The following is a 12,664-nucleotide window of genomic DNA, read 5'->3' on the forward strand; positions in this document are numbered from 1 at the left end:
AACGTCTTTGTTGCTGCCATCCCGTTTGGTTTCAGCCTGACTYCGTTGAAAATTATCGAGGTTAAGCGTTTTCTTCTTATCGTCAGCCAGAACAGATTCCCACGCTAGGTATTGGGCGACATTTCGTTCTAAGTTTTCAATTTTGGCTTTATCTGCGGTCAGGAAAAGCAGGGTATTCTTGTGGTATCGCGGCCCACTACCTTTGTGGTTGAGAGCATCATCAATCCACTTGCGAGCTGGGCTGTCATCACTCAGACGAGTGTGAGGGTGCTGTGGATCAAGCACCACCAGCCTTACCCCTAAGGAAGGGTCATCTGGGATATCTGCGGTGGATTCAGGAGCAACGTGGACAGCACTAAATTCTCCCCGATCGCTAGGCTTTTTGTTGAAGGCTTCTAAGCGATCCGTGATTTCCTTCCAGACTTGGTAGCGATCGCTCAAAAACTGATCGGCGCGTTCTTGAGCGGTGCGGTTGACATTGGGCTGAGTAGAAACCCAGTAGCGATTGCCGTCGATATACAGATAGGTCGCCTGATCCGTGAGCCGTCGCAGGGCATCACCAAAGGTGGCAACACTTTCCCCTGGTTGAACACAGCCCAGCTTCACTCTGCGATCTTCTAACCCGCGATTGGCAGCTCGTAAGGTGGGAGCAGACCCCATGTAGACGGTGCGGGTGACGCGGCGACAGGCAGAGTAACGACCCAGATTCGGATTATTGCGATCGAGGGAGAGTGGGAGAGAATTGGCTCCATCCACGTCCTTATCGATCACGGGAATCCAGTTGTCCTCCAGATAACGAGTGAGTTCAGACTGCACTTGCGGATCATCCATTGGAACATGGGCTGGCATGATCATGAGGCTTTGGTCATTGCGCTCCCAAAGGGAATGGATGACTTTTGCCATGAGACGCAGCACACCACGAGTTCGCTGGAATTTGTCGAGGGTAGACCAGTCAGAATAAAGGCGRTCGAAYAATTCGGGATGGATGGGGTAGGCATCTCGCATTCGCCGCTCGTAGTCAGCTTCCTTACATTCGCCAGGGAACTCCTGCCCCTGAGTGCGATACATATCTGAGAAGGCTTTCACCACAGCATCTCGTTGCACAAATAGGCTGGGGTCAGCGGTCGTTTGGAACAAGCGCCGCCGCACAATTTCAAAACTTTCTTCCGCACTTGCGGGTCGCCAGGGAGACTCCACGCGACCGATCGCATTTTTGAGTCTGTCTAGGGCTTCCTTGCCGCGATCGCCCCCAATCTCAATATCGGATGACGGAATACTAACCACCAGCAGGGTTTCTTTGGCATTCTTTGCCGATTCGCTGAGGGTCTGGGCAAAGGTGAAGTGAGTATCAAAGTTTCCGGCTGGCAGATCGCTCTTGTCATGGAGCTGACGGGCATAGGCAACCCACTCATCGACCAGGATGAGAACGGGCGCATATTTATTGAACAGATCTTTGAGCGCATCTCCTGGATTGGTTGCGCTTTCGTCGGCTTGGCGCATCATCTCGTAGCCTTCTTTGCCACCGAGTTGCCAGCCAATTTCACCCCAAAGTGTTCGCACTTGGGTGCCGTCTGACTTTTGATGAATCTGTCCGGGGGAAATTTTGTTACCGACCAGAACGACGGTGTTGACGTTCTGAGGCGGTTCATTCACATCCGCTTCCTGGAAAAGGGGTTCCATTCCCGGCAGGTCTTTGGCAGCTACCCCAAAGCAGAGGTGATAGAGAGCAAGCATGGCGTGGGTTTTACCACCACCGAAGTTGGTCTGAAGTTCAATCACTGGATCGCCACCCTTACCACTGAGTCGCAGCAGTGCGCCCGTGAGAAGTTGCTTCAGTCCATCCGTCAAATAGGTACGCCGAAAGAACTCAGTCGGCAGACGATATTCGTCAGAACCTTCATCTAGGTAGACCTGCCAAAGGTCAGCGGCGAATTCTGCTTGCTGGTAGCGACCAGAGGCGACATCCGGGTGAGGGGTGACAATTTCCCGCCACGGCTTGAGTCCAGACATGGGCTGGCCTTCGGTGGGAGCCACCGCCGCACGCCGAGTTTCCCGTCGAGCCTGGTCTTCAAAACGAACCCGCAGCAGTTCTTGTTTCTGTTTTTCGACTTGATCGGCTTCTGGTGCAGAAATGGCAGTGAGGAGACGTGCCATGCTATCGAGGGCACGATAAGCATCATCCGTTGAGAAGGTGGAGGTGTGTGCCCAGTCGTTTCGGGTATCTCGCAACTCACTGACGATACTTCGTTCAGTACGCCCTAACGTATTACGGAAGACGTTATTCCACTGCTCCCACATCACCATGAGCAGGGCAGAAACATCTTCTTTGAGAACATCTTGGACTTCACGACGAGCCACGTAGTGATCAGGCAGGCTAGAGGAAGCAGGAATCAACCACCGATCGCTATGTATTGCCCTCATCTCTCGCTCGATATAGGGGTAAAGCCCATCGCGGAGTAGATTCAGGGCGCGTCCGACTCGTTCGTGGTTGCTAATCGCCATACGCTACGTGTTCCTCATGTCCAAGTATTTAGTTACAAGAGCTAAAACAGACTAGATTGCACCGGTTGAGACTGTGTGAACTCGCTTGCCAAACGAGTGATTTCTGGCCAGGAGATGACAAGGCTGTTATAAGCAATGCCCTCCTGTGCCCAACCTTTTCTATCGCACAAGCTATAAAGCCGATAGGCAAGATCTCGTGCGATTTCTCCTCGGTTGCCCAGTTTAGCCAGCAGTTCTGCGGCACCCATTTCACCCTTTTGATCGAGTTCATGGATGAGATACTGAGCAATTTCCCAGTCGGGCATTCGGCTGTCGCTGTTGGGATTCCAGTCTGACTTTAGTTCGCTGCGTTTAAGCAAGCGCACTTTGCCACCCTTTGCTTCTAGGATTCCCGCATCTACCATGCCTTGTACACTGGTATTTTTTGCTTTGCTGAGTGTTTCTGCATCGCCATACTGTCCAGGCTCAAACTGATACTGTTCAAACCAGGTGAGTGCCCAACGGGTATCGCCGTCGAATTCACCTTCCTGCTCAGTTAGGAATTCGTCGAGGATCTGATTGATCAGTTGCAGGGCAGTCCGCACCCGCATGGGGGAGCCATCATTTTCCAGAACAGCAGCATATTGAGAGAAGACGGCCATGCCGGGGCCAATGCTGGCTTGGGCGAGGTCTACCGGAGCAACGTTGCCTTGCTGGAGAGTTTTGAGTGCTCTGGGGAGTTCGCGTTTAAGTTCGGTGAGGAATTGACGACGGGTGATTTTGAGTGCGTCGGTGGAGCGGGGGCGGCAGACGAGGACAATAGATGAAGCGAGAGCATTGCTTGCATTATCTCTCAGCCTTCCTGTTCGCTCTGTTCTTACAGGAAGAGTACCGTTAACTTGCCATCCAGATGACATTAAGCCTTCGAGCATAGTTTCCCATCCTGTAGAAGCTCTCACAATGCTAGTCTCTTTCGAGCCTCGTTCATCGTCTTCTGACTGTTTGAATGCGTAATAAACAGTTGTTGGAAACTCAGAATTAGCACTGGCTCGCATCTTATCGAATACTGCCTTCATGCCATCTTCAAAAAAACGACGTGCTTGATCTTTGCCGCCATGCCGAAAGGGTTCAGCAACCAGCTCTTCAGCCTTAGGAACAAGAACTGTGCTTAAAACATCTGGATATAAGGATGCCAATGTCGGACGCATCCAGATATAAAAGAAATCCGATAGATCCGCATAAGGAACATTGTCATAGTAAGGAGGATCAGTCGAGAAACAAGAATTGGTTGTTTGAAGAGCAACTGCATTGCATTGTTGTACAGTTCCTTTACCAGTAGCAGGAGTCTTTTCTAGGGCTTTAATGGTGAAGTCCAGGTTGTTAGTGAAATTTCCACCACTATTGCTGAAAGGATTAATTTCTCCATAGTCCCAAGTCATTGGAATTGCTTGCCGACCAAACGCATGTCCAACTAACTCATTTTTGGGTTGCCAACTCCATGTTGCAAACGTACACCAAAAATCAGCACAACGCCCAATTGACAAACCTAAATAAGTTGCAACTGCATTTGCATATTCTGTATCACTACCGTCCTTCTTTACTTCTTCTATTGCTTCTTTAACTAAGTCACTAAAAGTTGTTAAAGCAAGGAGTTGTCGTTGAGAAAATAGATCAGAATGTTTTGTCATTCCGTATCCTTGAACCCGAAATCCTAGTGCTTGTTCTGGTAATTCAGTGGTTGGTTCCCATTTCGGTTTAGCCGATGCTGCAATCTTTTCATGTTCTTCATTAGGTGGAAGGTAAATTCTTCCTCCTTTACCTTCAGCAACAACTGCCATCATCCTCACTCCAAGTCGCCCCGCTTTCCCTTCACTGCGAACGAAATCAAGTGACACAGGAGTATTACAGGCAACGCAATTTGCACCTTTTCGGTTGACAGTTCCGATAGATGGATCGCCATAACCCGTTCGCACATTGAATCGGACAACAGGAATACTCTGAGAACGATCAATGATAGGTTCAACCCAATTTTCCTTGCCTGTCTTCGTAGATAGGGCAAACGACCGAACCAAAGGCATCTGACAACTACAAATTGGATTTGGACATCTCACAGTTCTAGCCCATAACCATGCAATAACAGTTCCTTCACTGTCATATGCCTTTGGTAACTCTATGTTTGGGTAGAAGTGTCCAATTCGCTTGAAAGCTTCATCCCGCATCCATTTTCCGTAATACCGCACATCGGCTGCTAACCCTTGCGCTCCTTTCCAGATGCGAATCTGCTTACGGTCTTCTGGATTAACAGGTGGCTCATCTTTAAACTTGGGCGGAATCTCAATCAGCGCCTTATTAATTAACACCGCCACCGGATTCAAATCGCTCGCATGAGCTTCCAGTCCCAACCGCTGAGCCTCCAAGGGAATCGAACCCCCTCCGGCAAACGGGTCATAGGCTGGTGGCGCATACTTCGCGATATACTCCCGCACCGCATCCGGTTTAGTCGGCGGTTCCTCACCTCTATCCCAAGCCAAACATCGAGCAATCTCTCGTTGCCCTACTTCCAGCACTTTGGATTTAGGATCATTTACTTCATCCCAAGACACCAGCCCTCGGACGACTTGCTTCTGATTTCCTTTCTTATCAACTTCAATAACAATCCGTCCCAAGATGTCAAACAGCCGTTGCCGTTCCCGATTCTGGTCTTCCTCCGTGGGAAACTTGTCCGGCCAGCTTGAGGGATCATCCACCAACGAAGCCCACAATATCGCTCGACAGGCTGCTAACGGTCGCCGTGCCCACCACAGATGCAGCGTGGAGGGATGCCCATGACGAATCGACTTTTCACGAGCCGATTCCATATTGATGGCTTCCAGGGGCAGGGCAACTTCAATTAGCTTTTTGCGGTAGGTCATATATTAGAAAACGATGCAGAAGTGAGTTATGTAAGGATAAGCTGACTTAAAAGAGCCAATCGTAGCAACTTCTAGTAGCCAGGGGGAATACCGATTCTTTCAAGTAAGTACGTCCAAGTAATTTTGCAGTCAGACAAAGCATCCTTCGGTAATGTTCTGATTAGAACCTGATGGGAAGCTATATCGACTTTTAGATTCAGCTCTCCACGAGAAAAACTTCTGGTGTTTCCAGGTGCAATAACAACCCCAATAATTTTGTAAGATTCGGGGTTGTCATAGACTTTAGATAGCGAATCAGAGTTTTTAATGGCCTCTAAATGAGCTTGGAGTAGGTGATTGATTGTTTCTTTTAATTGCTCGAATTTATCATCTTCATGAGTTTCTTTAACTAGCACATGTCGTAGTTCCACAATAATTAAATAGCAGTCACCACGATGAGAACCTATGACGAGATAGTCTGCCCGTCTACCCTGCCATTGCTGTTGTGTTGATAAATAGTCGGCATATTGTTCTAGCTCACATACAGAAATAGGATAGTCATCAGCTTGAATAATGATCCAGTAGTTAAGCTGACTGCCGTCTATAGATTCATAGAGTAAAATTTCATCATCTGTACCTAGAAGAACACAAAAATCATCGAGCGAGCTTGGAGTTTCTGGAGGATTAAGAGTTAATATTCCAGCAGGCAATTCTTCACCTGTACAATTCAATGGCATTACCTGCTATCTCCATAAAACGTCATAGGCTTGGATCTGGTTGTACTGGGTCTCCAGATTACCCAATACACTGGAGAGCCTACTCTCATCTAATTCCCCAGATTCTTGATCTCGGATGGAGATAGCTGTCCCATCTGAAAATAAATAAGCCGATAGATAATCAGGTGAAATCCTCAGTGAAGAATCGGGAAGATTGTCAAAATCTTTCTGAGGTAAATTTTGAGATGCCAGAATCAGGTTATTCAAAACATATAAAACAAAGACTGAGTGGGTAGTAACAACTAATCGAAATCCCTTGTTGCATAAATAAGCTAATAGTTTAGTAATTGCGACCTGAGCCGATGGATGTAGATGAGTTTCTGGCTCTTCAATGTGAATGAATAATGGCCTCTGCTTTACGTCCCAACCAAATACCGCTTGAGCAATTGAAACCATCGGCCAGGTTTCCATTTGTCCTGAAGATGCCATTTCTATTTCAATCGGGCGATCGCTTCCTTCAGGCATCCATTGCCACTGACGAGCATATGGTCCTGTTCTGGAAAAAACTGCATATCCACGTAGTTCATGGGTTATGATTCTGCCTATTTCGCTTACTTCTGGAGGTTTTTCTACAGAACTCTCCTGCCATTTTTGGTGAGTATCTGCCGATCTAAAGAGAAATTTCGTAAACTCACGCATCGTGATAGGTAACTCTGAACCTCCCAAAGACTGAGGATCTGAATTAATTAAACGAGAAAAAAATGATCGTTCCGCTGGGACGAATACAACATTGGACTCAATATCACCCGATGATGAGGGATCATCAGCAATTTTCGTCAACCACGACTTGATTTCTTTATTGAAGCTACGCTTAGGTCTAATTGCTCGGTTAGATTCATAGCAAGTAATCGACCAATCATGTTTGCCCTGATTGATACCCTCACTCACATATTGAATCTCTACACTGTCCTCCATGACAAATGAAGAGAAAGATCGCTTACTCTTTTCTCCTGAACGAATGCCTTCAATTACTTTTCTGACGCTGATCTCTGGCCCTTCTTGCTTTGAATAAGTGGAGATTAAATACTGGGCATCGCGAAAGAAATAGAGTAGTTGACTGGCTAAAGATTTACCTGTTCCCTGAGGACCAATGAAAACCGTAAGAGGTGATATTTCCAAGGCAAGAGGTGCTTTGGTTGCTTTAATTGGGCCTAGATGCCCACTGATTTGAAGAATTTCTCGATTGTTTGGCTGTATCATGACCAACTCCAAATCTTGTTAAGTAACCGCAGCTAGGCTGCTCTTCCACGTCCCCAAAGGTCTTTCCAATCATAGTTCACACTACTAGCTCCAAAATCTGGCTCCCGTTGAAATGGTTCTTCAACATAGCGGATGTCACAGTTTCCACCCGACACTCGATAGTCCCCACCAGACTCGCGCACCGCAAACGCATCTCCTTCTGGGAAACTCTGATCCGCAGGAACCTGCACCAACGCCAAGATAAAGTTGTCTGGTTTATTGAGTGCAGCTAGGATTTCATTTTTAGTGACTGTAACCGTTTCAGCCCCCTCTATCCTGCCCTTGACCTCGATAAAGCGTAACTGCCCAGTCCCCGGCTCCACCGATTCGATGTCATAACCACACTTTTGATCGCTGACATCCCGTGGTTCATACCCCAACGCCCGTTCTGCTGCCATGACTGCATCCATTGCAGCTAGCTCAATGCGCTTTGTTTCTTTAGCAAAGGTGCTGGTCGCCGCTTCCCGTTTTCCTTGTAGCCGTTGCAATAGACCGATCGGCACCACCAATGCCCCACCAATGACAACAGGGGGCATGGGCGAAAACTTTCGTTCCTGCTCCAACTCAGATAGGCGTTTTTGCAGCCGTGCGGCTAACTCATCCGCCCGTTGTTGGGCTTTGGTAGAGTTAAGCTTGGCATTCGGTTTGCCTGCTTGCTCCTGCAAGCGCAGATCCGCTGCCCGTTGATCCCAATAGTTAATTTCCTTTGTCAGTCGACCCTTCACCGCCCGAACCGTCTTTTCAATCAGCTCTTCCTTTCGTTCCCGCACTTCCTGAAGATGGTTCGACACCAGGTGAGCAATGGCATAGCTGGTCGCCTTGCTTTCAATATCATCGCGAAGACCTAAATGATTCAGCGCCGATTCTGCCAAAGGCTTTTCCGCTTCTTCTAATGGTCGATAGTCGAGATAGGGGGCATAACCAGCACCAACGGTCTGCCCTGTGCTGTCAATTTCGACATACTGCATCCGACGCGAGACGATCCGCCGCCGTCCATCTCGTTCGGTGCGAGCATCCTGAATGGAATGCTCCAAATACACCAAAGCGCGGACTTCTTCCCCCGGATCGTTTTCGTCTACCAGAATGGCACCCTGCCGGAGTAGATCCCGATGACGCTCTAACGTCAAATCGATGGTGGCATCGAGCAGGGGATGGCTAGGGCAGACAAAATCAGCTAAAGGTTTTCCAGGAACACTGATGAGTTCCTTCTCAAAGCAGATCCGCTCATACCGTTTTAAGATGGCTTCCCCCACTCCAATGAGACGATTCCCTTCCAGGGACGCTTCGCGAACGCGATTGCGAATCACTGCCGGAACATGGGTAATTTCATAGCGTTTGGTTTCCCGCTGCCGAATCGTGCCGCCCAATCGTTGGAAGGCTTCCAAGAAAAAGGATGCAATGAAATGGGGCTGGAGTTTTCGGGCTTCCGCTCGCTCCATCTCCTTGCGGATCTGCTGCACCTTGGTCGCATCCATTGAGTCTCGTGCCAGGGCACGTTCCTCTAGCAACTCTCGCAACCGACTTTGGTCGAGGCGATCGGCAACCACCTGGTCAAGCTTTGCTTTTACGTCTGGGCGATCGCCGTAGCGAATCGCTTCAATCAGGAGTTCTCGCAGTTCCTTGCCTGCGATCGCTTTCCCTAACACATCAAAAACCTTGCCACCGAGAGCCTTTTGCTCAATCTCCAGCTTCTTGAGCAGCGAGAGATACACATCCCCCTCGCGAGTTTCCTCCGCCACCAGGTTCCAAAGATGGCAGACTTCAGTCTGACCAATCCGGTGAATCCGTCCAAACCGTTGCTCCAGTCGATTTGGGTTCCAGGGCAGATCGTAGTTCACCATTAAATGTGCCCGTTGCAGGTTAATCCCTTCTCCAGCAGCATCCGTGGCGATTAAAACTTGCACAGTGACATCTTGCTTAAAGGCTTCCTCTGCCTTCTTGCGCTCTTCCCGTCCCATACCACCGTGGATCGTGACCACTGCCTCAGGTCGCCCGATGAGAGTCGTAATTTGATTGATCAGATAGTTCAGGGTGTCCCGATGCTCGGTAAAGATCACCAGTTTGCGCCGATGTCCCCCAGCATCAAACATTTCAGCGCTATTCTGTAACAGCTTAGATAGCTCATCCCACTTGCGATCCTTGCCACTGCGTCGAACCCGTAAGGCTAGATTTTCGAGTTCACCGAGCTGGTGAATCTCGGCTTGCAGTTCGGCGATCGTGCGAGCTGCCGTGGCTTGGTCAACCACCTCTTCTTCTCTAGTCTCGCGCTCATCACTAGAGGAATCCTCGAAATCATCGTCCCAATCATCCGGGTCAATGGTAGGGCCAAAGTCGATCTCCGCTGATAACCCTCGTTTCAAGAGTTCTTCCTCCCGAAGCCGCTTCTGTAGCCGTTCCCGCCGTCGTCGAAGGGACTGGTAGATGGCTTCTGGAGAAGAGGCAAGGCGACGTTGCAAAATCGTCAAGGCAAAGCCAACGGTTCCTTTGCGGCCATCATTGGCTAAGGCTTCGGCTCGGTTAAATTCTTCCCTGACGTAATCGGTGACTTGCTTGTAAAGAACAGCCTCCAGATCAGACAGGACATACTTTACTGTGTGCGCCCGACGTTCAGGAAAGAGTGGCTTACCATCAAACTTCAGCAGATCTTCCTTGACTAAGCGACGGATGATATCGGATGTGTCGCAGACATGTACCCCATCTCGGAATCGCCCCTCAAAGCGATCGCCATCCAGCAGCGCCAAGAAAAGCTGAAAGTCTTCCTCTTTCCCATTGTGGGGAGTTGCCGTCATCAGCAGGAAATGGCGGGTTAGCGTTGACAGCAGCTTACCGAGCTTGTAACGCTTGGTTTCCTTGATTTCTCCCCCAAAAAATGAGGCAGACATTTTGTGAGCCTCATCCACCACAACCAGATCCCAATCGGTTTGCCCAAGCTTGGCTTGCAGGTCTTCATTGCGACTGAGCTTGTCCAGTCGAACAATGACCAGGGGCATTTCTGCGAAGGCGTTCCCGGTACGAGCTGCTTCGATCCGGTCATTTGTCAGAATCTCAAAGGGCAGATGAAACTTTTGAAACAGCTCATCCTGCCACTGTACGGCCAGACTGCCAGGACAAACGATCATGCACCGTTGTAAGTCTCCCCGAATCAGCAATTCACGGATAAACAGTCCAGCCATGATGGTTTTTCCGGCTCCCGGATCATCCGCCAGGAGGAACCGAAGCGGTTGACGGGTCAGCATCTCGCTATACACCGCCGTGATCTGGTGGGGCAGAGGTTCCACCAACGAGGTATGAACCGCTAGCAGCGGATCAAATAAGTGAGCCAGCCGAATTCGATGGGCTTCGGAAACCAACCGTAGCAACGCACCATCCCCATCGAAGCTCCACGGTCGTCCTTCGGTGACAATTTCCAAGGTTGGCTCGCGATCGCGAAACAGGATCTCAGTGTGAGGTTGACCGTTCGCATCCTTATAGGTCAGCTCAACCACGTCACTCCCATGCCACTTCGCATCAATGACGGTAACATTATGAGTCGGCAAGATGCCTTTGACGGTGGTACCACGGGTGAGATCTTCGAGTTGAGCCATAGCTTAAGAAAAGGAATTTCTATTCATCATTCATTTCTAACCAAATTTTTCTGCATTCGGCAGATATATTTCAGATTACTCACCCGATGAAAACACTCTTGCTGGTAGATTCCTAATTCCTTAAATAGCAAAACTCATCAGTAAAAAATTAGAAGTTCATCACACTAAACCAGTAATGAGTCCTAATCGAGTTAAGCGAATCGTGAGGGCTTGAACACTAACCTCAAGTTCAGCCGCCAATTTGACTAATGCTGATTCATCAGACTCATCAAATGCATCGAGAGGTTGCTCTATAATTCGCTCTTTTAGAACTGATTCAGGCATTAAAAGCTCTGCTGCAAAGGTGTTCGCTTCAATCTCTTGATATTTTTTGCCTTCTGATGCCTCCTTATCTCTAAAGAAAACTAGTGACTCATCAAAGAAAACATTAGCTAGTTGTCTATGCAGTAGATAATGCCCAAATTCATGTGCGATAGTGAATCGTTGCCTGTTGGGATGATGCTTTGAATTCACACCAATCACGGCGTGATCATTTTTAATGACTAACATCCCGGACACGATATCTTCCAATTCTTCCTTACGAATTAAAACCCCCTCTGAACGAACAATAGATTCAATATCAACAGGAATACTGTCACCGTAGTTTTTAAGTATTTTCAAGGCTTCTTTTTTAGCTTTAGACATTAGTATCTAGCTATTCTTTTAATAACTGTTGAATGAGTTCAGCACTCTTTGGTGGAACTGTTTTTACACGCCCACCAATTTCGATCGACATCTCACTTTTCTGAACAACATCTGTTCTGGATGGCAGAATTTCTGCCACCTCTGCACCTAAGACGGTACAAAGTTCATACAAAACGTGAAGGGGAGCTTTTTGCCGCCCAGCTTCAATATTGGTAATCGAGGTACGCAGAACACCGACTGCTTCCGCTAGCTGCCCTTGGGTCAGCTTTGCCTTAGAGCGGCGTTCTCGAATACGTTCACCAATTTGTTGGTAGAGAAGGTCTTCATTAACTCGCATGACTATAGAGTATGCGCTGACGCGAACCAATGTCAATGACATAAACATGTCAAGGTTGATGACATCTAATATAGATTATGTGGTTGACATTTGCTTTAGGTCTTTGTTAAGGTACGGGAAGATTGGCTACGGACGTAAAACGCTTAATGCAGCGTTTATAAGGTCTTAGCTGTCTACATATAGTGTTTTTGGAGAAGGAAAAATGACCAAGATGCACGAGATATACCGTGTTCAGGTTGACGGGCAAGCGCATACTGTAAATGACCCAATGATTACTGGAGCACAGCTTTTAGACGTTGTTGTAAAGCGTCCCCCCGATGAGTTTCTTGTTTTTCAGGTTCTTCGTAGTGGTCAGATGGAAGAGATTCGTCCAGATGAAACTGTAGATCTGCGTGAGCCGGGGATTGAAAAATTTATCACCTTCAAAAGTGATCGCTCGTTCCGCTTTGTAATTGACGGTCGCCGTTTTGAGTGGGGCGCACCTCTCATCACAGGGCTGAAGCTTAAACAGCTCGCAGGGGTTGACCCTCAAACGTATGGAGTCTGGCTAGAAGTCAGAGGAGGGGAAGACCGTCCGGTAGAAAATACCGAGACAGTTGACCTTACAGCTCCAGGGGTCGAGCGATTCTTCACTGGTAAGAAAACCACGACGGAGGGGTAGACCATGCCTTT

General features: G+C 48.4%; 8 protein-coding genes. 1 reads left to right on the top strand and 7 read right to left on the bottom strand.

Annotated elements, in window-relative coordinates:
- The 7 genes from BST81_RS26530 to BST81_RS26560 all read right to left on the bottom strand — a co-directional run.
- Window positions 1-2,502: Swt1 family HEPN domain-containing protein (locus tag BST81_RS26530; RefSeq protein ID WP_075601490.1), on the bottom strand; the 2,502-nt coding region annotated here is incomplete at its 3' end.
- Between the two features lie 41 nt (window positions 2,503-2,543).
- Window positions 2,544-5,393 carry a DUF1156 domain-containing protein gene (locus BST81_RS26535; protein WP_075601491.1) on the bottom strand — a complete coding sequence of 950 codons (2,850 nt, stop codon included), beginning with the start codon at window positions 5,391-5,393 and terminating at the stop codon, window positions 2,544-2,546.
- Between the two features lie 71 nt (window positions 5,394-5,464).
- Complete coding sequence (locus tag BST81_RS26540) at window positions 5,465-6,109, bottom strand: hypothetical protein (RefSeq protein ID WP_075601492.1); 645 nt, start codon at window positions 6,107-6,109, stop codon at window positions 5,465-5,467.
- A 6-nt stretch (window positions 6,110-6,115) separates the two neighbouring features.
- Window positions 6,116-7,348 (bottom strand): ATP-binding protein, encoded by a 1,233-nt coding sequence (locus tag BST81_RS26545; RefSeq protein ID WP_075601493.1) that lies wholly within the window; start codon window positions 7,346-7,348, stop codon window positions 6,116-6,118.
- Window positions 7,349-7,380: 32 nt separating this feature from the next.
- Window positions 7,381-10,971 carry a helicase-related protein gene (locus tag BST81_RS26550; protein ID WP_075601494.1) on the bottom strand — a complete coding sequence of 1,197 codons (3,591 nt, stop codon included), beginning with the start codon at window positions 10,969-10,971 and terminating at the stop codon, window positions 7,381-7,383.
- A gap of 159 nt (window positions 10,972-11,130) precedes the next feature.
- Complete coding sequence (locus BST81_RS26555) at window positions 11,131-11,655, bottom strand: ImmA/IrrE family metallo-endopeptidase (RefSeq protein WP_075601495.1); 525 nt, start codon at window positions 11,653-11,655, stop codon at window positions 11,131-11,133.
- 10 nt (window positions 11,656-11,665) lie between these two features.
- Window positions 11,666-11,992, bottom strand: a complete 327-nt coding sequence (locus BST81_RS26560) for a helix-turn-helix transcriptional regulator (RefSeq protein ID WP_075601496.1) — start codon at window positions 11,990-11,992, stop codon at window positions 11,666-11,668.
- Window positions 11,993-12,194: 202 nt separating this feature from the next.
- Between BST81_RS26560 and BST81_RS26565 the strand changes: the two genes are divergently transcribed.
- Entirely contained in the window at window positions 12,195-12,653 is a 459-nt protein-coding gene (locus BST81_RS26565) for a multiubiquitin domain-containing protein (protein ID WP_075601497.1), read from the top strand.
- The last annotated feature ends 11 nt before the right edge of the window (window positions 12,654-12,664 follow it).

The sequence above is a fragment of the Leptolyngbya sp. 'hensonii' genome (assembly GCF_001939115.1).
Lineage (GTDB): Bacteria > Cyanobacteriota > Cyanobacteriia.

Coding starts and splice junctions, on each gene's coding strand:
- BST81_RS26535 (WP_075601491.1), bottom strand. CDS start 5,393: ATGACCTACCGCAAAAAGCTAATTGAAGTTGCCCTGCCCCTGGAAGCC.
- BST81_RS26540 (WP_075601492.1), bottom strand. CDS start 6,109: ATGCCATTGAATTGTACAGGTGAAGAATTGCCTGCTGGAATATTAACT.
- BST81_RS26560 (WP_075601496.1), bottom strand. CDS start 11,992: ATGCGAGTTAATGAAGACCTTCTCTACCAACAAATTGGTGAACGTATT.
- BST81_RS26550 (WP_075601494.1), bottom strand. CDS start 10,971: ATGGCTCAACTCGAAGATCTCACCCGTGGTACCACCGTCAAAGGCATC.
- BST81_RS26565 (WP_075601497.1), top strand. CDS start 12,195: ATGACCAAGATGCACGAGATATACCGTGTTCAGGTTGACGGGCAAGCG.
- BST81_RS26545 (WP_075601493.1), bottom strand. CDS start 7,348: ATGATACAGCCAAACAATCGAGAAATTCTTCAAATCAGTGGGCATCTA.
- BST81_RS26555 (WP_075601495.1), bottom strand. CDS start 11,655: ATGTCTAAAGCTAAAAAAGAAGCCTTGAAAATACTTAAAAACTACGGT.